The organism is Fibrella musci, assembly GCF_041321105.1.
Classification (GTDB): Bacteria; Bacteroidota; Bacteroidia; order Cytophagales; family Spirosomataceae; genus Fibrella; species Fibrella musci.
In genome coordinates this window covers 184612-208178 of the sequence record NZ_JBGGWD010000008.1, presented here as the reverse complement: position 1 = coordinate 208178, position 23567 = coordinate 184612, and the positions used below count along the sequence as shown (strand labels likewise).

The window sequence follows — 23567 nt, the reverse complement described above, 5'->3', positions numbered from 1 at the left end:
GGGCAAGCGCAGCCATTCCGTTACCGGTATGCATCAATCGTTTTGATGGTACCGTCGGGGTTGTAGGTCAGTTCGGTTACCTTCACGTTACGCAGGTGCGTTTTGCCCGATAGCTGTACGTCGTGGTAGAACAGGTACCATTTAGGGCCAACCTGCACAATCGAATGGTGGTTGGTCCAGCCTAATACGGGTTTCAGCACCACGCCTTTGTAAGTAAACGGTCCGTAGGGGTTATCGCCGATGGCGTAGCAGATGTTGTGCGTGTCGCCGGTCGAATACGAGAAGTAGTATTTGCCGTTGTATTTGTGAATCCAGGCGGCTTCAAAAAAGCGTTTGTCGTTGTCTTTTTCCGTAAACGGCTTACCGTCAGCGCCAACCAGCTTGATTTCTTTCACGGGTTCGGCAAACTCCTTCATGTCGGCACCCAGACGAGCAACGCGGGGCAGGTACGCCAGTTCATTTGGCTTTTTCAACGCACCTTTGGCGTTGTACTTGTTGCCGGTCCAGCGCTGCAGCTGACCGCCCCAGATGCCCCCAAAATACAGATACGCTTTCCCGTCGGAATCCTGAAATACGGTGGGATCAATGCTGTAGCTGCCTTTAATGGGCGCGGGTTCCGGTTTGAAAGGACCATTCGGGGTCTTGCTGGTTGCTACACCGATGCGGAAAACGTCCTGCTTGTCTTTGACGGGGAAATACAGGTAATACGTGCCGTTTTTGTAGGTCGCATCGGGCGCCCACAGTTGCCGTCCCGCCCAGGGAATGTCTTTAAGGCTGAGTGCCACGCCGTTGTCTTTCACCGGCCCGCCGATTTTATCCATCGACAGGATGTGGTAATCTTTCATGGCGAAGTGCCCCCCTTCATCGTCTTCCTTGACGGCCGCATCGATGTCGTGCGACGGGTAGATGTAGATCTTGCCGTTGAACACGTGCGCCGAAGGGTCGGCGGTGTAGATGTTCGAGACCAGCGGCTGTGAAATCGGTTTTTTACCCCCGTTCGTTTGCGCCAGAGTGGTCAGCGAGCAGCCCAGCAGGGCTACGAGCGCGAGTGTAGTTTGGGTACGTTGCATATGTTGTATTAGATAGTGGTTCGATGATCGGCCGAGGCATCCGCCGTAGCGGTGTGTTACTCGGTCCAGGTGCCAAATTTGCCCAGTTGGTAATCACGGTAGGCGTCCATAATTTCCTGCTCTGAATTCATGACGAAGGGGCCACGCGCCACTACCGGCTCGTTGAACGGTACGGCATGCCCGAAGAGCAGCAGCGCGTCGGTGGTGGCCGTTACCGCAAGGCTATCGCCGTCGGCGTTGAACGTCACCAGTTGACGCTGATCAACGGGCTGCCCGTTGACGGTAAGGCTCCCGCGGATGACGTAGAACAGGATGTTGCGATCGGCGGCTACGGGCAGCGTCACCTGCCCACCCGGCTGAAACGCGATGGTGCTGAGAAAGATATCGCTCAGCGTTTTGAACGCGCCAGGCTGCCCTTCCCACGTACCCGAGACCAGATTAAGGGTAACCCCGGCACTGACCGGAATGGCCGGAATCTGCTCTTTCTGGAGACCTTCATAAGCGGGTTCCGTTAGTTTCAGGCGAGCCGGTAAGTTGACCCACAGCTGCAAGATTTCGAGCGGTCCACCGGCCTGCCTGAACCCTTCCGACGACACTTCGGCGTGGATCAGACCCCGGCCCGCCGTCATCCACTGCACGCCCCCGGCCGTAATCACGCTCTGGTAGCCCTGCGAATCTTTGTGCATGATGTCGCCCTCCACAATGAATGTCACGGTTTCCATGCCCCGGTGCGGGTGCGGCCCAAATGGCAGGCCGTTATTATGCGGCGGGTACGTCTGGTAGCCGTGGTGATTCAGAAATAGAAATGGATCGATCTGCGCCAGTTGCCGGGTAGGCAGGGGCGAATAGGTGATGAGGTCGGCAATGGGGCGGTATTCCGCCGGATGGATGTTGTTGATGCTGCGCATGGGTATTATGGGTCAGGCGTTGGGTTACGCCGTCACCGAATCATAAACAACGACCTTGCTCCAGAGGTGCTTGTTTTTCTCGACAAACTGGAGGTGAATGGGGTGTTTCTGGTACACCTCTTCTTCCTCCAAACTATCGAAGAATAGCAGCCACGACACTTGATACGACCGCTCGATAACGTCGCGGTTAGTAGTGGCGGGCGTACCGATGTAGTGCTGCCGGATCACGGGCACTTTGCTCAGTGCCTGCAATGCACTCACCAATTGCTTTTTATCGGCTTCGCTGTCGGGGTTGGTAAGCCAGAAATACACGTGGTGCACAAACGGCTTCGCGGGAATCTTGTCAGGTACGTTGCCAGCCTGCGTGGCCAGTAGCCCACCCGCTGCAAGCGCCTGCGGGGTCTGTTCAATAAACTGTCGACGATTCATTATAGGGAGATACTTGATTAATTAGTAGTCATTTGCCCTCGGCATAGCCAATTCCTTAAAAGCCAATGGAGTTACCGCCATCGACGGGGAGCGACACGCCGGTGACGTATTTGGCCGCTTCGGAGGCGAGGAACACGGCCGCCCAGCCTATGTCTTCGGGCTGGCCGAATTTACCCATCGGAGTGCGGCGCATGGCACGGGCGAAGCGGTCGGGGTCGCCGCCCATGGCGGTTTTGCTCATGGCGGTTTCGATGAACCCCGGCGCAATGGCGTTCACCCGAACGCCTTTGCCCGAAAACTCCGACGCCAACACTTTCACCATACCTTCGACGGCCGATTTGGAGGCCGCATAGGCTACCACCCGGTCGATGCCGTAGTAGGCGGCCATGGACGAAATCATAATGATAGAGCCGCTGCCCCGCTCGAGCATGCGGGCGGCGCAGGTACGTGTCAGCGAGAAAACGGCGTTCAGGTTGGTGTGCACAATCCGGTCGAAATCGGCGTCGGTGACCTCCAGCGCGGGCTTTTTCATGTTGATGCCCGCATTGTTGACCAGGATGTCGATGGGGCCCTGGGTACGTTCGATGTCATCGACCAGCGCCTCCAGCGCGTCGCGTTCGGTGACGTCGTTGACCCGGTAAAAAGCCGTTTCGCCGAGTGTAGCAACGGCATCACGCAGGGGTTGTTCGCGCCGCCCGGTGATGATTACTTCGGCCCCGGCCACCACCATGCAGCGGGCAATGTCGAACCCGATGCCACTGCCCCCACCCGTAATAAGGGCGCGTTTGCCCGCCAGTGAAAACACCGTCTGAAGCGCGGTGTCGCCCAAGGGTCCGGCGGGTTGTTCGTTTGAATGCATTAGCGTAATAAATAAATGTCAACTGATTTTTTTACGTCGGTCAGCGTGCGGTCTGGCTTCTTGAACGGAGCCGGGATGGGCTGCCGGGCGAAGGTCTGTAAATACAGCACCCAGGCATCGCGCCACCAGATGGCCTCCTTATATTGGGTATCGAACCGCCCCGCTACGTCAGCGAACAAAGCCGGATCGATGGCGGGCTTTACTTGCGCCCACTCACGCCGCATCCACTGCACCGAGTCGGCCCCGGTATAAAAGCGGGTGCAGAGTTCGTTCCAGAGCGTGCGGCCCGAGCTGAGCTGCTTGGTCCAGGGTACATGGTGGAACCAGAGCAAGTAAGGAAGCGGGCAGGTCTCGGGGTTTTCCCACTGCCGCCGCACCTCGGGCCGGTATTGCGCCAGCGCGTTGCTGCCGGTAGCGGTTCGGTCGAAGCCCAGGCCGATGGAGTCGGCGCGGTGGTAATACACGGCGGTCCAGTCGGGGCGGGAACTGTTGTTCTGCCAGGGTTCGGGGGCAAAGTGCACGCCCGTCCAAGGGCGCGACAGGCCCAGCGGCGTGTTGTAGTCGACGTAGATGTCCCGCGATTTCAGCAGCAGGTTCGTGATTCGCTTCACGGCCTGCGGTTCGTTCGTCAGCGTCATGCGCGTCCATTCGTTGACGATGGCGTCCGACGATAGCGTGTGGTCCCAGGCCAGCCGCCCGAAGGCATACCAGTTGGCTTGCGCCAGCGGATTGCCGGTCCAGTTGCGGTCGGCACCCGTGTTGGCCACACCCGCCATCAGCGTTTGGCTATAATCATGTACGCTGCCATCAACCACCTTCGCCACCGTCGATCCTTTGCCGTTTACGTAGGTATCAGCTTCTAGGCATTCTTTGAACAGCGGCGCTTCGTAGACGGTATGCGTAGCAAAACCGAGGTATTCCTGCGTGATCTGAAACTCCATGCCCAGCGGCGTTTTAGGCATGTTGCCAAACAGCGGCGAGAATGGCTCACGCGGCTGGAAGTCGATCGGGCCATTTTTGACCTGCACGATCACCTTCGGATCGAACTGACCATCGAGCGGCGTAAACTCCTCGTGGGCGGCTTTGAAGCGGTCGGCTTTGGGGTCAGCTTTATAGACAAACGCCCGCCAGATGATCAGGCCGTTGTAGGGTTTCATGGCCGCCGCCAGCATGTTCGCTCCGTCGGCGTGGGTACGTCCGTAGTCCTGCGGGCCGGGCTCGCCTTCCGAGTTGGCTTTGACCAGAAACCCACCGAAATCGGGAATGTACTGGTGGATTTCTTTGACCTTATCGGCCCACCACTGCCGCACCTGCGGGTCGAGCGGATCGGAGGTTTTGAGGCCGCCCAGCGTTTTGGGTGCCGCAAAATAGACCGACAGATAGACTTTAATGCCGTAGGGCCGGAACACGTTGGCCAGCGCAGCCACCTTTTGCAGGTACTCGCCGGTGAGCAGACGCGGGCTGGCGTTGACGTTGTTGACGACGGTGCCGTTGATGCCCAGCGACGCGTTGGCGCGGGCGTAATCGCGGTAGCGCGGATCAACGGTTTCTGGCAGTTCGTACCATTTCCAGAGCGTGCCGCCCGCGTAGCCCCGTTCGATGGTGCCGTTGGGATTATCCCAGTGGTTGAGCATACGCAGTTTCACCTTCGGGTTGCTTGTCAGCGCTAGTTGGTCGATGGGTTGACCCGTTTGCAGGTGGCGCAGCAGGGCAAAAGCTCCATAGAGTACCCCCGCGTCGGTTTTGGCCGAAATAACGATATTGTTCTGCCGACGGGCGATCCGATACCCTTCGTCGTTGAGTTCCTGCACATCGACGCCCGATTGGGCCACGATTAGCACAATACCGCCCGTTCGGCTTCCTGATTGAGCGACAACCGGCACGGCTTTGCCCAACAGGCCCTGCAAGCCCGTCTGTAGTTCACCCGCCGCCGATTGCAGGACAGGCGATGGCTTGTTTACGGCAATGAACTGCGCCGAGCGGGCATAGGCCGTTCGTTTGGGTACGTCGTTGATGAGGTCATATTTCAGCCAAAGCCGGTAGCCGTCGTCGGCGTGGGCAAGCTGGGTCACTAGCAAGAGGCAAAGGAGTAATCTGTACATAGTCGGTACGTTGTCGCGGGATGGGTCAGCGTCAGCTTATGCCATTTCGGCGCGGTGGTTAATCGGTTTTGTTTTCTGAATCATCCGTTCGATGCCCAGTTCGAGGCCGCGCAGTTCGGCCAGACCGCGCAGGCGACCGATGGCCGAATAGCCTGGGTACGTTGGTTTGCCCGAATGCAGGTCGTCGAGCATCTGATGGCCGTGGTCGGGGCGCATCGGGATGGAGGGTTCGCCAATGCCCGTCTGGGTACGTCGCTGCTGTTCGAGTACGATGGCTTTCACCACGGCAACCATATCGACATCGCCTGCCAGGTGGTCGGCTTCAAAAAAAGCACCGTACCAGGGGCCGTCGGACTGCTCGGATTTGGTGGTGCGCAGGTGTACAAAATGGATGCGCTCGCCAAACCGCCCGATCATCCCCGGTAGGTCGTTGTCGGGCCGGATACCCAGCGAGCCGGTGCAAAACGTGATGCCGTTGGCGACCACGTCGCAGGCGTCCATGAGTTGCTCCAGATCGGCCTCAGTGCTCACCACGCGCGGCAGCCCCAGCAGCGGACGCGGGGGATCGTCGGGGTGAATGCAGAGGTTGACGCCTGCTTCCTGCGCTACCGGGGCTACCTGCTGAATGAAGTAGTACAGGTTGGCGCGCAGTTCGGCATCACCGATGGTGGCGTAGTTGTTCAGCAGCCCCTGAAACGTATCGAGCGAAAAGGCTTCGTTTGAACCCGGCAGCCCCAGCAGTACGGTATCACGCAGGGTAGCGATTTCGTCGGGCGTCATCCGGCTGAACCGGTCATGGGCGATCTGGATGACCTCGGGTTCGTAGTCGGCTTCGGCTCCGGGTCGTTTCAGAATACACAGGTCGAAAACGGCGAAATCCTGCCAGACGAAGCGCAGGGCCAGCGAGCCATCGGGCATTTCGTAGTGCAGGTTGGTACGCGACCAGTCGAGCACGGGCATGAAATTGTAGCAGACCGTTCGGATACCACAGGCCGCCAGGTTACGAATCGACTGTTTGTAATTCTCGATATAGGACTCGCGCTCGGGCAACCCTTTTTTGATGGCTTCGTGCACGGGCAGGCTTTCGACCACGGCCCAATGCAGCGGCACGTAACGGTCGTTATCCTGCTCGACCAGCCGGATACGCTCCTGAATAGCCTCCACGGGCCAGACGTCGCCCACCGGAATCTGGTGGAGCGCCGTAACCACGCCGGTACAACCCGCCTGCCGAATATCCATCAGCGACACCGGATCGTTCGGCCCGAACCAGCGCATCGTTTGTAACATTGACATACGTAAACTCACTTTACTGTTCACTGTTGGCTGTTCGCTGTTCGCTGTCCACTGTCTTTTATTGGCTAACGCCGGAACACGCTTGCGCCAGCGAACAGAAGACAGTGGACAGCGAACTGTGAACTATTTCTTCTTCATGTATCGGTCGGCATATTGGAGGAAGGTAGGCCAGTTGGGGCCGGTGGTGTGGCCACCGCTATGCTGCCGGAAAGCAATTTCGCCACTCACCAGCGCCGTTTCCTGCGGTGGGTACTCCATCGTGCCCATTCCTTTTTTGCCCAGCAGTTCATAGACCGGGCTGGCGTAGGCCCCACCCAGGAACATTCCTTTCGCATCGACCCAACGGCCTTCCACCTCGGGGGAGCCGGAACTGATAAAGACCGGCCGGGGGGCGCAGAGGGCTACCAGTTCGTGGGCATCGACGGGCATATCGGTGGGCTTGAGGGGCCCGGCGTATTTGATGAAGTTGCCCGCCATCCAGTGGTATTCGGCTGATGAAGCGACGTTCTCGACCTGCTCGCCGTAGGTACGCCGGTGCAGTTTCACGCCCCCTTCGCCCGACGATCCGATGAATCCGATGGCGAAGCGCGGTTCGTAGGCCATCGTGACAGCCGTCGCTTTGCCGTAGCGCGACAGGCCCTCGATACCCACCTGCCTGGCGTCGACGTCTTTGTCGGTTTCGAAGTAATCGAGCGCCCGGCTCGCGCCCCACGCCCAGGCCCGGAGCGCGCCCCAATCGTCGGGTTTACGAGGTTGGCCTTTGTTCACCAGCCCGATGATACCCTCCGTTAGGCCCGCGCCGTTGTCGGCCTGGTAGCTGGTCGGGTAAATGACGGCGTAGCCCCAGCCTTTCTGGAGTAACTGCTCCTGCCAGCTTAGTGGTTGGGGGGCAGTATTCGACGTGGGCGGCTGCGGCATGCGGAACCCGGCGGGAAACCGGAAGCCGTAGCTCATCATCACCGGCACGCCACTTTTAGCGTTGGCGGGCGTGGCCAGCATCAGTTCGATGTCGACCTTGATGGCTGGGTAAGTTGCATTATCGACGTGGCCCACCAACTGCTTTAGTTTGATGGGAAACGCGCCGTTGACGGTGTCTTTCGTGCTGACGACCTCCCAGCGCACGCCAGGTACGTTGGCGGGCATCCGACCGTAGATTTCCCGGTCGAAATCCTCCACGATTTCGGGGCGACGTTTCTGCCACCAGTCTTTTGCCGATTTCACTTTCTGCCCATTTTTCAACGTCAGCGGGTCGGGCAGGCTGGTGTAGGTTGTGGCTTTGCTTTCGTCGGCGTTGGCGGCATTGGGCGCTTTTGGGTTGCCCGACGGCCCCGGCCGTAGCTCTTTGATGGTCAACTGGGCCAGCATGGTCTGGTGATCAGCCTGCGTTTTGCGCTGCTGCCGGGCCATCAGACTGTCCTGCTCGGGCGTGCGGGGACCAAACTGGGCCAGCAACCAGGTTGGAGTCGCCAACAGCAGGGTACTCAACACGAGTGATTTCATGGGATTAGGTACGTTTAGCGTCCGGTTGATTCGTTGAGAGCATCCGCTTCAAGTCGGAAACTTTCGGGGGGACCAAGGTAGCTGGGTTTTAGCCCGCCCCGGTCGATGACTAGTTTCTGTACCACTACGGCCGGATCGACCAGCCAGACTTTCAGCGTGTGCTCGCCCGGTTGGGTAAGCCGGTGCCGGGTTGTCAGTATACGAATGTTGTTGGCGACCGATTGTTCCCAGACGCGCTGCGTTTCGTTGGCGTGAATATCCACGAGTTGCGGCGCTTCGTCGTCGAACGAAATGGCGTATCGTAAGCCTTTGTTATCGTTGAAATTGAGGGTGGGCGACAGGTACGTCTGCACCTGAACACTACCGCTGTCGGCCAGAAAAACGGTGTATTCTAACCGGGGCGATGCACCACCGGGTTTGTCGACGGCAGGCGTCGTGACGGGCCAGCTGGTCATACCCGATGCGGTGCGACCAATGTCGGGAATGCGTATCCAGTTGGTGGTCGCCGTCGCAACGGTTCGGCTGGCGTGCTCGGCTTCGATGGACACGTACCCACCACTTTCCACAAACCCTTTCGCCAACGCGGGCCGCGCTGCCGGTTTGTCGATGATCGCCTGCACGACCACCTTCTGCCCATTCGGACCGCTGATCGTGATGGGTACCTGCTGCCGACCAACGGGCGCCTGTTTCCAGTCGACGCGGACGAGCAGCCGGGTTTCTTTGTCGACGGTGCCTTTGGGAGCCGACAGGCTAAGCCACGGCACTGTGGTTTCGGCCGTGTATGTCGCAGGCACCGAACCCCGGTTGAACAACTCGATGTAATGCGATTGCACCCCATACGGGTCGAAAACCGGCAGGCGAGCCTCGGCCGTTGAACCACCCGGCCACCACGCCGTCGAGCCTTCTACGGCTACGCCCAGCTCAGCGGTGTTGGGTACGTCCAGCGTTTTCACCTCGGGCATTTTGTTCTTGTCGGGTTGCTGCCAATAGGTGTAGCCGATATGGGTCTGATCCATCATGTGGTTCCATTTGCCACCAGCCAGCGTATCGTTGTAGTAGCGCGTAATCTGCGCGTCTTTCTCGAAGAGGGCTTTTACCCGCTCGGCCAGTTCGTTAGTTGTAGCCCGCCCCTGTTCGGCATACCAGCGGTTACGGCCCGCCGTTACGTAGAGTTCATTGACGGTCGCACAGGCTTTTACCGGGTGCAGCACTAACTGGAAATAAGCGGCCTGGCAGGAAGCGGGCAGGTAGTTGCCGATACGTTCGGCCTGGGCCATCAGTTTGTTGTACTCGTTGACGACCGTTTCGGCCTCGTGGTAATTAGTGAGGCTATACGTGTTGGGGGCCAGCAGTTCGGGCTTCCGGCGGGCGTTGAATCGAGTGTATTGGGTCAGCACGTCGGCAATGGCGGCGGCGTGTTTAGGTCCAAACTGCCGCTCGGCCCACAGGCGGGTATAGTCGGGGAGTTTGTCGGCGGGCCAGTTGTTGGGATTCCAGGCGTAATCGAGGAAGAATTCGATGGGGAACTCCATCGGTTTGATATCGCCGACGTTGACGATCCAGATCTGGTCGACGCCATGTTCGTAGGCCAGGTGCATCTGTTCCCAGGTGCGGGCAATTGGATTGGTGTTCAGCCATTTGTAGTTACGCGGTCCACCCACGTAATCGAAATGGTAATAGATGCCGTAACCGCCTTTGCGCCGGGGGGCGCCCACGGCGGGCAGTTTGCGGATATTCCCCCAGTTGTCGTCGCAGAGCAGCAGGGTCACGTCGTCGGGCACGCGCATGCCTTTGTCGTAATAATCCTGCACCTCTTTGTAGAGCGCCCACGACTGCGGCGTTTCGGACGCGGGTTTGCCCGTTACGTCCTGAATAATCTTGCGCTGATCGGCCACGATCGTTTCCAGCAGCGTGGTGGCGGTTTCGCGGCTCATGGGAGCATCGCCGTCGCCGCGCATGCCCACGCTCAATATGCTTTCGTTGTTACCCATCCGCTGCACGCTGCTGCGCCAGAACGCCCGGAGCGTGGAGTCGTTGGTGGTGTAATTCCAGGGTCCTTTGCCGTAGCGACGCCATTCGTCGTGTGCCCGCATGAGCGGCTCGTGATGCGAGGTGCCGATGACGACGCCGTATTCATCGGCCAGTTTGGGGTTTAGCGGGTCGTCGTCGTAGAAGGCGTTGCCCCACATGGCGGGCCAGAGGTAGTTGCCTTTCATGCGCAGGATCAGCTCAAAGACATGCTCGTAAAACTGGTGGTTGAACCCGCCAAACTTTGCCTTGGTCCAGCCGGATAGCGCCGGGGCTTCGTCGTTGATGAAAATACCCCGGTACTTTACGGCAGGCGTTCCCTGCGTATGACGACCCGGCAGCACGTACAAAGCCGACTGCGGTTGCACAGGTACGTCGGCCCACCAGTTCCAGGGCGAGACACCGATCTGCGCCGAGAGATCGTAGAGGCCGTAGATGGTGCCGCGTTTATCGCTGCCCGCAATCACCAGCGCCCGGTCAACGCCCGGCATGGGTTTCTCCACGACCTGCGTCACAAAGGTCTCCCACTTGCCCGCCAGGTCGTTGAGGTCAATCTTCTTCTCTTCAACCAGCTTATCAATCAACGGATTCTTGCCCAACGTACCCACCAAGATCATCGTTTTGGGACTTTTCACGGATGGATCGGCCGCGGCTCTGGCACCTGTTACGCGGATCAGATCGGCTTCCACGTTTTTCATGGCCCGCCGCACTCCCGGATATTCATCTTGGCCGGTGAGCATCAGCGCAATCATCCCCTTCTGCACCAGCGCAAAACGACCTTTGCCGTTTTGGTCCGACACGTACCGATTGGGGTCGATGGCGAACGTCGTTGCCGAGCCGAGCATCAATATGAGCAACAGCGCGGTTCGGATTCGCCCAAAAAGAGCGGTTGGCCGGGTCATGGGTACATTGTTCATGCGGAGTCGTTATGCAATTAATCTACTATCGTCAGACCGGGGTAGTACGCCACCCCGATCTGACGACACGCTAGACGAAGAAAGGCACGTCTTTGGGGGCGTATTTCTTCATGCCTTCTTCGTTGATTTCCACGCCGATACCCGGCTTTTCAGAAAGCGGGATGTAGCCGTCTTTCACCATCGGGCCGTCGAAGGTGACGATCTCTTTGAACATCGGTTCTTCGTGGAAATAAATCTGCCACTCCAGAATCAGGAAGTTCGGCACGGTGGCGCAGACGTGGCTCGACGCCATCGCGCCCAGATACGAGGCCACCATGTGGGGCGCAAAGGGCACGTAATACAGATTAGCCAGGTTGGCAATGCGCTGCCCCTCGCCCAGCCCACCGGCTTTTTGCAGGTCGGGCATGATGATGTCGACCGCCCCGATTTCGAGCAGCCGCCGGAATCCATGCGCCAGGTAATGGTTTTCGCCCGCACAGATGGGTGTGTTCGACGCTTCCCGAATTTGCCGGTAGGCTTCGGGGTTTTCGGCCGGGATGGGCTCTTCCAGAAAAAGCAGGTTCAGCGGCTCCATCATCTTGGCCACGCGACGGCCCGTCGTGACGTCGTAGCGGCCGTGCATGTCCACGCAGATGTCGATTTTTGGCCCGACGGCCTTCCGAACACCCGCAATCTGGTTATACATCCGTTCCAGCTCGCCCTGGCTAGCGGTCCAGTTGTAGGCGTCGAATTTGTTGGGGTCATTGCGCTCATCGATGTCGTATTTAACAGCCGTAAAGCCCATATCGACCGCTTTCTTGGCGCTTTTACCGAAAGCATCCGGACTGGTATCAGTTTCACGGTACGCGCCTGTATCGCAGTACACCCGCACTTTATCGCGGTATTTACCGCCCATCAGCTGATAGACGGGCAGGCCCAGCGCTTTGCCGACGAGGTCCCATAGGGCGGTTTCGATGGCCGACAGCACCGAGATATAAATGCCCGACTGCGCGCCCTCGAAGAAGCCCGACTTGCGTACGTCTTCAAACAACCGGTTGACGTTCAGCGGGCTTTTGCCTTTGATGCGCTGCGCCATCATCTTGACCAGGTGATACGTACCCACCGAGGCGTCGACGGCTTCGCCGCAACCCCAGATACCCTGGTTGGTGTGCACTTTCACAAACAGGCTGTGGCCGTTGCGGGTATAGCCACATTTGATGTCGGTGATTTTCAGGTCCGACGGGGCTGATGACAGCGGGGCGTTGTGCACGGCAGTTTCGAGGCCATTGCCGAAACTGGGAATGGATGTGGCGGCCAATGCGCTGGCGATGGCGCTTTTGGTCAGGAACGAACGCCGTCCGATCCCGTTTTGTGTGGTTTTCATTGAATTGGCAGGGTTTAGGAAGTCAGTTACCAGGTACGGGTTTTCAGGTAGTCCTGTATCTGTTCTTTGGGTACGGGCAGTTCGCTGATGTGGGCATTGAGCCACTGCGAAAAGTCTTTTTCGATCTCCGGCGACCAGCGGGTGTCGATCTGACCCGGCGTGTATTTCTGTTCGCGCAGGCGCAGGTGCCCAAACATGTCGCGCAGCCGAACGATCTCGGAGGTTTTCACCACCTTCTCGGCCAGGTGAGGCGGGATAAACGACACGGCCCCATCGCGCCCCAGCACAATATCGCCGGGCATCACCAGTACTTTACCGATCCGGGTCGGCTTATTGATCCCGATCAGTACCGTGTTCAGATCACCCGGCGGGTTGTGGTGCGACGGGTGGTAACTACGAAAATACGACGTGAAGCCGCCGATCTCTTTCAGCCCGGCCACGTCGCGAATGGCGCCTTCGTAGATAATACCGTTGCCTGTCTTGGCGAAGATTGAGTTGCCAAGGTTATCGCCAATGGTGGGGCCATCTTCGTGCATGCCGTACTGATCCACCACATATACATCGCCTTTTACGAGCAGGTCGATTGGCCAGGAATTCTGCCCTTTTACGCGGCCGTCTTTGTCGTGCCCTTTCTGGTCGATCACCTTGTGCACATCAGGCCGGCCGGGCATGAAACAGGCCGTTACGGCCCGGCCTACCAGCACGCTATCGGGGTTAATGGTTTGCCAGCCTTCGGCATACTGATACTTGTAATTTTCGCCTTTCATCACCGCCCAGGCTTCTTCGTGTGTGACGAGTTTCATACGTTTCAGCAGGGCGTCGGGCACTTTGGGGCGGCCGTCGGGAAAGCGATCCCCTTTCCATTCCGGCGTTAGGAAGAGCAATTCCTCGCGGGAAATTTGCTGTCCCCGCGACACCGTTCGCTGGCCCAACAGGCCCAACAGCAGGACGGTAACGAAAACCAGTTTCATAAGTTTTTAGACGTGTTTAGAGGGTTTACTCATACGGAATGCATTTTCTGTGTCTTTATACCCTTTTCTATACACTGACTTCCTGATTCCGAATCGGTTAGTTGCCCCACGTTCTCTTTTTAAAAACATATCCTGCCTATAAGGCAGGACATGTCGATCTTAACAAACCTATGTGAAACGAAGCAATGCAAAGTAGACCGGCCGGGTGCTGACGTACCTGACCCGGTTCGTATAGCTCGATTATGTACTGACACCGACGAATGCAGCGTACTCGAGGGCTGGCTGTAGCCACAGCCTGATAGAGCGCCGTCGCCCTCACCGCTGTCGGTGCGTCTCAATCAGAGCCTAAAAATCCTGCTGATTTTTATATTTTGCAACCGATTGCAAAAACAGTTTCAAAAAAAGTGATTATTTGTCTAATAAAGGGCCTCCTGAGCTCTTTTTAAGTGATCAACCGATTACCAGAGTCATTTATCATTCCGTAGTTGAGTTGTATGAAAAAGTCTGCGTAGTATACAGTAAGGAGCAGTTATATGGCTATAGAAACACTAATTGTTTCCGCTCTTGTTAGTAGCTTAGTCGCCTGGCTACGTGGAAAAACGATACATTTGTTAGGGTTAACCCAAGGCAGCAGACTGCTTTACTTACCGCTTACACTAGCCACCAACGACGATAGCCTAACGCTGCATGGAGAAGGAGACAACTATTTATGATATTGCCGAACGCCTTAAACTGTCCCCTGCCACCATCAGCCGGGCGCTGAATGACCACCCCGCCATCAATCACGACACCAAATCGATTATTGCGGCGACGGCGCAACAGATGGGCTATCGGGCCAATATGTTCGCCAGTAACCTGCGGCGGCAGCGAAGCAACACCATTGGGGTTATTGTAGGCAGCCTGACCAGCAGCTTTATGTCATCGGTGCTGGCGGGGATGGAGCAGGTAGCCAACGAGGCGTCTTACAACCTGATTATCAGCCAGTCGCTGGAATCGGCCAAGAAAGAGATTGCCAACGCGCGCACTATGTTCGACAGCCGTGTCGATGGGTTGCTTGTGTCGGTAGCCTACGACACCGACTCATTCGACCACTTTGAGCCGTTTATCCGGAAGAAAATTCCGCTCTTGTTTTTCGACCGGGTGCTGACGCACAAGCAGTGTACGAGCATCACCATCGATAACGCACAGGCCGGCTACGAGGCCACGTCCCACCTGATCGAGCAGGGCTGTCGGCGCATCATGCACGTGACCGGGAGCCTGAAACGAAACGTATATGCCGACCGGTTGGCGGGCTACCGGCAGGCGCTCATGCAGCACAACCTGCCCATCGACGAATCGCTGATTCTGGTTACGAACCTGGATCGGGAGGCGGGTTTTGATGCGGCCCGGCAGCTTCAGGCCATGGACAACCGCCCCGACGGTATGTTTATTACGAATGATTTCTGCGCCGCCAGCAGCATCATCGCCCTTCAGAAGCTCGGACTCTCGGTGCCAAACGACGTCGCGGTCGTTGGCTTCAACGACGACACCGTTGCCCAGATCGTAGCGCCGCAACTGACCACGATTCATTACTCGGGTATTACGATGGGCGAAGTGGCCGCCAAGAGCCTGATTAACCACCTGACGGGCGTACAGGATATTCTGACGACCAACCGCATCATCCTGCGGTCGGAGTTGGTGATTCGGGAGTCGTCGCTGCGCTCGGCAGGCGGGGTACGTTCCTGAAAAATCGATACAACTGCCTTCGTAGCCAGATCAAACCCTCGGCCATGACCACTCTTCAGGCTGGGGTGAAGTAGAAATTTTGGCCCGATTTATTGGCTCAACCGTATGGCACAACAGGTTATCCCAGACCGGTTTCTCCTGCCCGACAACGGGGACATTCCCAACAGTCGGTTGTCCGTGCTGTTGTATCGGGGGGTGGTGCCCGCCATAGCCAACGCAGCCGACTGGCTCGAACAGACCTTCGTTGCCCACCATTGGACCAACAACTGGCGCGACGGTATTCTTACTTATCATCACTACCACAGCACCACCCACGAAGTGCTGGGCATCAGTGCCGGATCGGCCACGTTGCAACTAGGTGGCGAGGGCGGTCCGCTCGTTGAGGTGCAGGCGGGCGATGTACTGGTTCTACCGGCCGGTGTTGGCCATTGCAACCAACGGCAGAGCACCGACTTTGGCGCGGTGGGTGGCTACCCCGATGGCCGCGACTGGGATCTGCTTCGCGGCTATCCGGGCGAGCGCCCCGATGCCGACCAAACCATTGCCCAACTGCCGCTTCCCGATTCAGACCCCCTTTTTGGCCCGCAGGGCCCGTTAGTGCAGCTCTGGAAATAAGCCTATTGTATCTTTGTTAAAATCTTATTTGCCGGATACCCCCAGCGATTCCGTTCGTTATAGGGTAAACCCTAATGTTTTAAATCTATGGGTTTTCACTATTCTATTTGGCTACTGATAAGTCCTAATTTTGCTATATAAAGTTCTACTTCGATTCGGCATAAAAGCTGTCTTAGTTAACATACGATACAGAAAGCAGCCAAACCAGCTGTTGCGTACCGATCCTCTTTTTTAACCGACCAGAATGATACGCGTGTTAATTGCCGATGACCACAATGTCTTCGTGGAAGGGATTGAGTCATTGATCTCCGGCTCGTCAGAAATCGAAGTAACCCAGCGATGCTACGATGTATCGTCGGTGCTTGAGTCGATGGCTCAACACGTTGCCGATGTCATTCTGCTCGACATTTCGTTTCCCCACGTCAATGATGGTCTCGGCCTCTGCGACCACCTTACCAAATTGTACCCGCAAACGAAAGTGATCGCCCTGACCATGCACGACGATGCCAGCCTGATCAAGCGGATGGTAAAAAAAGGGGCGAAAGGGTACCTACTGAAAAATACGTCGAAAACCGAACTGTTGCAGGCCATTCGGATGGTGCATCAGGGAAAACAGTATTTCAACGAGGCCATTACCAATATTCTGCTCACCGACGTACCCAAGGCCCGGCGGCAAACGGCCGAAACCGGCATGCGCCCCAACCTGACGCCGCGTGAATCGGAAGTACTGATGCTGATTGCGCAGGGCCTGACCACCCAACAGATGGCTACGCAGCTATTTGTTGGCGTGAAAGCCGTCGAGTTTCACCGCAGTAGTCTGCTGCTGAAGTTTGGCGTACCCAATACGGCTCTGCTGGTGAAAACGGCGATGGAACTGCAATGCATTTGAGCGCATGAACTGGGGCAAGGCTGTTCTTTTCGTTCTCGTTGTCGGCTGCCTGGGGCGGTCGGGCTACGCTCAGACCGATACGTCGGCCATCGAGCGCGAGAAAGCAGCGCTTGATCAACTGTTGAGTGCCGAGCAGTATACACAGGCGGCGCGGTCATACGAGAAGCTCGCCGACCTCTATCATCAGGTCTACGGCTACAACAAATACACCATCGACGCGTACCTGAACGCCATTTCGCTCTATACCCGTCAGGGCGATTCGCTGGGCAGTTACAACTTCCACATGAGCGTTGGCAACTACTACACGCAGGATTACTTCATGCAGTCGTATGCCGAAGATCATTTAACGAAGGCGCTTGTCTTTTTCCAGCGCACCAACAACAGACCCAAGATTATCGAGTGCCGGCTGGGAATTGCCAACATGGTTGCCAAGAAAGAGCCGACGCCCGTTTCGCTGATTACCGAACTCAAGGCCATCGAACACATGAGTGCGCAGTATAAGCAGGTTTATTTCCAGACGTACGCCCAGAATCTGCTGGCCGATACGTACCTGCGGCTCAAGCGCCCCGATTCGGCCTATCACTACGCTGGCCTCAGTCTGGAGAGCGCGAAACAGATCAAGGTTAACTGGCTGGTAGCGCTCAACTACTTCTATCTGGGCATTGTGGAGCAGTTTCGGAATCAGCACCGCAAGGCCATCGATTACTACCAGAAAAGTTACGCCATTGCCGAAGTCGAAAAAAACCTGACCACCCTGCGGCAGCTTTCGCGCCACACGGCCGAGAGTTATGCCTACCTGAACGATCACAAAAAAGCCTATTTCTTCGCGCAGCGGGCGTTGGATTTCACCAACCAGTTCTACTACTCGGAGCAGACCAAGAGCATCCGGTTGCAGGAACTGAACAGCCAGATCAAATCCCTGGCCGTTGAAAAGCGCCTCGCCGAAGAACAGAGTCAGCATCAGCGGATGGTGAATTACATGCTCATCGCCGTGCTGATCGTGAGCATTCTGGGCGTGGTAGCGCTGGTGTTTATGCGTCGGCAGCAGAAGCTGATCACGCACCAGCAGTCGGTGATTGCGCAGCAGCAGATTCGGCAACTGGAACTGAAATCGCTGCGGGCGATGATCGAAGGGCAGGAAAGCGAACGCAGCCGCATCGCCCGCGACCTGCACGACGGGCTGGGTATTCAGCTCTCCCGCATCAAGTTGTTTGTCGAAGCACACGACGAGCAGCTTCCCCATGCCATCAAAGAACCCTTAAACCAATTCCTCGACGAAGCCTGCACCGAAACCCGCCTGATTTCCAATGATCTGCGCCCCTACGCGCTGTCTACCTTCGGGCTGATTCCTGCTCTCGAAGACCTGGTTCAGAAGCTGAATCTGGTCGAAGGCCCCCGGTTGACTTTCGAGCACTACGGTGATTTGCCCCCACTGGGCGATGAAGCGTCGGTGATGATCTACCGGGTAATCCAGGAGCTGCTTAACAATGCCCTCAAACACGCTCAGGCCGATGCCATTACCATTCAGTTGATGGCCAACGACGAAACCCTGCTCATCAGCGTCGACGACGACGGGCGGGGTGGTGATTTCGCCGAAACGGCATCGCGGGGCAACGGCATTGCCAACATCCGGTCGCGCATTGATTACCTCGGCGGCCAGGTCATGTGGCAAAGCGAATCCCAACGGGGTACGTCGGTCATGATTTCGCTACCGATGCCCCGACTCAGCCAATTGCTTACCCAGGAGGTGTAATACTCAACCAGCTGGCTGGTGGCCAGCCCGGCCGAAAGCCAATTCTCTACTCCTCTATTTTCTTACTATAACAATCAAACTCTACCACAATGATTAAACGTTTGCTTCCAGTAGCCGTCCTGCTGAGCGGTTGGTTGACAACCAGCGCGGAAGATCGGCCAACAGCAAAGTCGGTTAACGTACCCAGCCGGGGCCGGGTGTCGCAGGTGGCCGCACCGGCCGACGCGAAGGCCCTCATCAAGGGGACGGTATCCGACGAGAAAGGCAACGGCCTGCCGGGCGCTACGGTATCGGTAAAAGGCACCCAACTGGGTACCACCACCGACGTCAACGGGAATTTCTCGATCAATATGCCCGATGGGGCCAAAACGCTGGTGATTTCGTTCATCGGCATGACCTCGCAGGAAGTGGAAGTGGGCACCCGCACCACCCTCAACATCACGTTGCAGGCCGGTGGGCAGGCCCTCGATGAAGTGGTGGTTATCGGCTACGGTACGGCCAAACGGTCGGACGTAACCTCGTCGATCACGACGGTAAAAGCCGCCGAACTGAAAGACATTCCCGCGGCTGGTATCGACCAGTTGCTGCAGGGCAAAGCGGCCGGGGTAACCGTAACCAGCAATGGCGGACAGCCCGGCGGTGGGGTATCCGTAAAAGTACGGGGTGTTACCTCGATCAACAGCAATGACCCCCTTTTTGTGATCGATGGCGTTCCGTTTGTGGGCGGTAATACCTCGTCGAGCTCGGGCTATGCGGGTCTCGGAGGCAGCGACGGCCAAACGGGTAACTCGGTCATGGCCATGCTCAACCCGAACGACATCGAAAGCATCGACGTGCTGAAAGACGCCTCGGCGCAGGCTATCTACGGCTCGCAGGCGGCCAACGGCGTGATCCTGATCACGACCAAAAAAGGCAAAGTGGGCGAAGGCAAGATCAACTACGAAATGTATACCGGGGTGTCGGAAGTAGCCCGCCGCCTCGACCTGATGAAACTGCGCGATTTTGCCCGGTATCAGAATCAGGTACTGCCCGCCATCGGGCTTCCCGTTGCCGACGAGTTTAAAAACCCCGACCTGTTAGGCGACGGCACCGACTGGCAGGAGGCCATGTTCCAGCGCGGCAAGATCAATAACCACCAGCTGAGCTTCTCGGGTGGCCGCGACAAAACGACCTACTACCTTTCGCTGAACTACTTCGACAACCAGGGTATCATCCTGGGGTCTGATTTCAAACGGTATGCGTCGCGCTTCAGCATCGACAGCCAGTTGAAAAGCTGGGCGAAGGTGGGCATCAGTGCCAACGTGTCGCGCAGCATCCAGAACGTATCCCTGGCAGACGCCGCCGAAGGCACCATCTGGTGGGGGGCCACAACCAGCCCGCTCACGCCGGTGAAAAACATCGACGGCACCTGGGGTGGTGGCCAAACCGTAGGGGGCGTGCAGTATTATGGTTCCAACCTGGTGGGTAACAGCCAGTTCCGGGGCAATACCAAAACGACCAACAACATCTTCGGTAGCCTCTATGCCGAACTGTTCTTCACGAAAGAGCTGTCGCTGCGCAATGAAATATCGTACTCGCTGGGGCAGGACAACAACGTGGCGTTCCAGAAAGCCGGTAACGTGGGTAGCACGTCGTTCCGTAGTAAACTGATCGACTCACGCTCAGACAGCTACTACTGGTCGCTCACCAATTACCTGACGTACAACAAGTACATGGGTAAACACGGTATCCAGGGCACGGTGGGTCATCAGGCGCAGAACTCGTACTACCAGGGTATTTCGGGCTCGAAAGTGGATTTGCAAGCCAACATCTTTGACCTCAACACCGGCAACGCCGACCAGACAACCTGGGGCCTGAGCGGTGGCAAAGGTCAGTGGGCGATGGAATCGTGGTTTGCCCGCGCCAACTATACCTACGACGACAAGTATTCGGTATCGGCCAGTTTCCGCGCCGATGGTTCGTCGAACTTCGGCCCCAACAACCGCTGGGGTTACTTCCCCGGTGTATCGCTGGGCTGGACGATCTCGAACGAGAAATTCATGAAAGGCTCGATTGCCAACGTAGTGAACTACGCCAAATTCCGCGCGGGTTACGGGCTGGTGGGTAACCAGAACTTCCCCGGCGGCGCGCCCAACCCGGCCTACGTAGGGGCGGTGCAGTTCTTCTCGGGTCCGGTGGGTTTCGGCTCATCGAACATGATCAACGGCATTCCCAACCCGAATCTGAAATGGGAGTCGGTGAAAACGGCCAACGTTGGTCTTGACGTGGGTTTCCTGAACGGCCGCATCGACGCCACTCTCGACGTCTACAAGAAAGTAACGTCTGACATGATCATCTTCCTGACCGGCCCGAACCTCATCGGGGTGGGCGACCAGTGGGACGACCTGAAAGCACCGCTGGGCAACGCCGGCCAGATGACCAACACGGGTATCGACCTGAGCATCACCACGACCAACATCAAGAAGGGCAACTTTAGCTGGAAGACGAGCGGCGTGCTCACGCAGTTCACCAACAGCTACGACCGCGCGGCCTCGGCAGCGTCGGCCCTCGATGGTAAGGTGTACTACAACAACTACCTCATCACGCACACCACGCCGGGACGTCCGGTCGGCTCGTTCTGGGGTCTGCAAACCGACGGGCTGTTCCGTACGCAGGAAGAACTCGACAAATCGCTGCCGCAGTTTGGCTACAAGGTGAATCAGTCGGAAACGTGGCTGGGCGACATCCGCTTCAAAGACGTGAATAACGATGGTAAAATCGACGCCAGCGACTATACCTTCATCGGTAGCCCGCTGCCCAAGTTTACCTGGGGTCTGACCAACACGGTCAACTACGGCGACTTCGATTTCTCGCTGTTCCTGCAAGGCAGCCAGGGGGCCAAGGCCTTCAACTTCCTGCGCTGGCAGCTGGAGGGCCTGAACAACGCCTACACCAACCAGATGACGACGGTGAACGACCGCTACACGGCCGAAAACCCGAACGGTTCGCTGCCCCGCTTCACGAACACCAACAAGAACAATACGGCCATGTCGGACCGGTACGTGGAGGATGCGTCGTATGCCCGGATTCAGAACATCACGCTGGGCTACCGCCTGCCCAAGGCGCTGTTGAGCAAGGCCCACGTGTCGAACCTGCGTATCTACGGCTCGATCCAGAACCTGAAGACGTTCACGAACTACTCAGGTTATGACCCCGAAATCGGTTCGTTCAACAACAGCATCAAGCTGATGAACGTCGACGCTGGTCACTACCCGAACCCCCGCACGTTTACCATCGGCGCCAATCTTCAATTCTAACAAAGACCCCACCCCCGGCCCCTCCCCTGTTTTCAGGGGAGGGGGGCAATATTCCGCCTCCGGGCCGAGCGTCTCTCCTCACCTTGTTTAAGGGGAGGGGTTGGGGGTGGGGTAAAATCACAAGACATGAAACGCAAACTCATATATGCTGCCATGCTGGCTCCGGCTTTGTTCCTGAGCAGCTGCAAGGAAGATTTCATTGAGCGGCCTTCGCTGTCGGGCACGACGACGGGCAACTACTACAACAACGCCGACGAAGTGCGGGCGGCCACCAGTACGCTCTACAGCGGCCTACCCTGGCGCAACTACGAAAGCCGCGCGCAGGATGCCATCGGCGACGTCATGGGCGGCAACATGTTCACCTACACCGACACTGAATACCTGAACTTCACGGTATCGGCGGCGTCGGAGCGCGTAGGGGCTTCGTGGGGTGCCTTTTACAAGATCATCGGCTACGCCAACGTGATGCTCAAAACGTTTGAAGAGAAGAAAGCGAGCGGCGGTGGCGCTACGTACCTCGACCCGGCTATTGCTGAATGTCACTTCATCCGGGGCATGCTGTATTTCTTCATTGCACGTACCTGGGGGGCGGCTCCCATCATCACCGATCCGGGGGCTACGGCGCTCTCGGGCGACTTCAACATTCCGCGCTACATCCAGAAAGACGTACTGCGGTTTGCGCTCGAAGAGTTGCAGGCGGCCGAGAAAGGCCTGCCCGAGTCGGACGTACCTGGCCGGGTAACGAAGTATTCTGCAAAAGGCATGATGGCTAAGTTGTATTTGTACCAGAAAGATTACGCCAACGCCAAGACCAAAGCCGAAGAGGTGATCAGCTCAGGCAAGTACATGCTGGTGAGCGACTACACGGGCATGTTCACCAAGATGAGCATGAACAACAACGCCGAGTCGCTCTTCTCGATTCAGCACCAGTTTGCGCAGGACCCCTGGGGGACGGCCAACATCAAAAACCCCGACCGGGGCGCGGGTGCGCTGCGTACGTCGGAGGCTGATGCCTGGGAAATGTACGTCCCTTCGGTGGATATACTGAAAGAGTATGAGTTTGGCGATCTGCGTCGCAAATGGTCGGTGATGGAGCACGGCTGGACCAACCCCAGCTGGAAACCCCAACGGGCCAACGCCCCCGCCTACAACGCGTTCATGGCCAATGGCTTTAAATACGACACCCTACAGCCTGCAAACGACGGTGGTAGCCTCTCACCCACCCGCGCCAACATCGTGAAGTACTTTGCCGGACCGGGCAAAACCTACGGTGGTGAGCCGGTGCTGGGTCAGGGATCGGGCAACAACGTGGTGCTGCTGCGCTATGCCGATGTGCTGTTGATTTATGCGGAAGCCATCCTGGCTGGTCAGGCGTCTACCTCGGATGCCAAAGCCCTCGATGCGCTGAATCAGGTGCGGAAACGGGCCGGGCTGAACCCCAAAACGGTGATCACCAACGATGACATCCTGCACGAGCGTCGGGTTGAGTTTGCGTTCGAAGGCGACTATTGGTACGACATTCAGCGGCAGGGATACGCCAAAGCAAAGGCGATCATCGAGAAGCAGGACCGTGGCTCGAAAGCTTACGGCTCGTTCCTGACCAACTTCTCGGAAGATAAAATGTACCTGCCCATCCCGGCTGGTGAAGTGGTTCAGGACCCCGAGCTGGGCAAACCCGCCGTTCCGTACTACAAGTGATCATAGCTCACCCCTGGCCCCTCTCCTTGCTTTAAGGAGAGGGGGACAGAAGGGTTAACCTTACAGTAGTCCCCTGGCCGCTTCAAGGTTGACGTTTACGCCTCCCCTCTCCTTAAAACAAGGAGAGGGGCCGGAGATGAGGTCCAAACCA

Annotated in this window: 16 protein-coding genes; 6 read left to right on the top strand and 10 right to left on the bottom strand. The window is 57.4% G+C overall.

Annotated elements, in window-relative coordinates:
- Positions 1–20 precede the first annotated feature (20 nt).
- The 10 genes from ACAW74_RS25270 to ACAW74_RS25225 form a co-directional block, all read right to left on the bottom strand.
- Entirely contained in the window at positions 21–1070 is a 1050-nt protein-coding gene (locus ACAW74_RS25270) for a glycoside hydrolase family 43 protein (protein ID WP_370701047.1), read from the bottom strand.
- 56 nt (positions 1071–1126) lie between these two features.
- The gene (locus tag ACAW74_RS25265; protein WP_370701046.1) at positions 1127–1978 is read right to left on the bottom strand and encodes a pirin family protein; all 852 of its coding nucleotides are present in this window, start codon (positions 1976–1978) and stop codon (positions 1127–1129) included.
- A 24-nt stretch (positions 1979–2002) separates the two neighbouring features.
- Entirely contained in the window at positions 2003–2407 is a 405-nt protein-coding gene (locus tag ACAW74_RS25260) for a Dabb family protein (protein ID WP_370701045.1), read from the bottom strand.
- A gap of 55 nt (positions 2408–2462) precedes the next feature.
- On the bottom strand, positions 2463–3266 hold the full coding sequence (locus tag ACAW74_RS25255) for an SDR family NAD(P)-dependent oxidoreductase (RefSeq protein ID WP_370701044.1): 804 nt from the start codon (positions 3264–3266) through the stop codon (positions 2463–2465).
- Positions 3266–5368 (bottom strand): alpha-glucuronidase family glycosyl hydrolase, encoded by a 2103-nt coding sequence (locus ACAW74_RS25250; RefSeq protein WP_370701043.1) that lies wholly within the window; start codon positions 5366–5368, stop codon positions 3266–3268. Before ACAW74_RS25250 ends, ACAW74_RS25255 begins: the two co-directional genes overlap by 1 nt.
- Positions 5369–5404: 36 nt before the next feature.
- The gene (gene uxuA / locus ACAW74_RS25245; RefSeq protein ID WP_370701042.1) at positions 5405–6661 is read right to left on the bottom strand and encodes a mannonate dehydratase; all 1257 of its coding nucleotides are present in this window, start codon (positions 6659–6661) and stop codon (positions 5405–5407) included.
- A 123-nt stretch (positions 6662–6784) separates the two neighbouring features.
- Positions 6785–8161, bottom strand: coding sequence for a glucuronyl esterase domain-containing protein (locus ACAW74_RS25240; protein ID WP_370701041.1), 1377 nt, complete (start codon positions 8159–8161; stop codon positions 6785–6787).
- A 14-nt stretch (positions 8162–8175) separates the two neighbouring features.
- On the bottom strand, positions 8176–11106 hold the full coding sequence (locus ACAW74_RS25235; protein ID WP_370701040.1) for a glycosyl hydrolase 115 family protein: 2931 nt from the start codon (positions 11104–11106) through the stop codon (positions 8176–8178).
- A gap of 70 nt (positions 11107–11176) precedes the next feature.
- Positions 11177–12469, bottom strand: coding sequence for a mandelate racemase/muconate lactonizing enzyme family protein (locus ACAW74_RS25230; RefSeq protein ID WP_370701039.1), 1293 nt, complete (start codon positions 12467–12469; stop codon positions 11177–11179).
- A 26-nt stretch (positions 12470–12495) separates the two neighbouring features.
- Positions 12496–13440, bottom strand: a complete 945-nt coding sequence (locus tag ACAW74_RS25225; protein ID WP_370701038.1) for an RraA family protein — start codon at positions 13438–13440, stop codon at positions 12496–12498.
- 687 nt (positions 13441–14127) lie between these two features.
- On the opposite strand from ACAW74_RS25225, the gene ACAW74_RS25220 reads away from it, so the two are divergent.
- The 6 genes from ACAW74_RS25220 (at position 14128) to ACAW74_RS25195 (ending at position 23416) form a co-directional block, all read left to right on the top strand.
- Positions 14128–15165 (top strand): LacI family DNA-binding transcriptional regulator, encoded by a 1038-nt coding sequence (locus ACAW74_RS25220; RefSeq protein WP_370701037.1) that lies wholly within the window; start codon positions 14128–14130, stop codon positions 15163–15165.
- A 105-nt stretch (positions 15166–15270) separates the two neighbouring features.
- The gene (locus ACAW74_RS25215) at positions 15271–15780 is read left to right on the top strand and encodes a cupin (protein ID WP_370701036.1); all 510 of its coding nucleotides are present in this window, start codon (positions 15271–15273) and stop codon (positions 15778–15780) included.
- A 244-nt stretch (positions 15781–16024) separates the two neighbouring features.
- Positions 16025–16669: a response regulator gene (locus ACAW74_RS25210; RefSeq protein WP_370701035.1), complete on the top strand. Its 645-nt coding sequence runs from the start codon at positions 16025–16027 to the stop codon at positions 16667–16669.
- Between the two features lie 4 nt (positions 16670–16673).
- A complete protein-coding gene (locus tag ACAW74_RS25205) occupies positions 16674–18422 on the top strand; it encodes an ATP-binding protein (RefSeq protein WP_370701034.1) in 1749 nt (582 codons plus the stop codon).
- Positions 18423–18511: 89 nt separating this feature from the next.
- Positions 18512–21718, top strand: coding sequence for a SusC/RagA family TonB-linked outer membrane protein (locus ACAW74_RS25200; RefSeq protein WP_370701033.1), 3207 nt, complete (start codon positions 18512–18514; stop codon positions 21716–21718).
- 126 nt (positions 21719–21844) lie between these two features.
- The gene (locus ACAW74_RS25195; protein ID WP_370701032.1) at positions 21845–23416 is read left to right on the top strand and encodes a RagB/SusD family nutrient uptake outer membrane protein; all 1572 of its coding nucleotides are present in this window, start codon (positions 21845–21847) and stop codon (positions 23414–23416) included.
- Positions 23417–23567 lie beyond the last annotated feature (151 nt).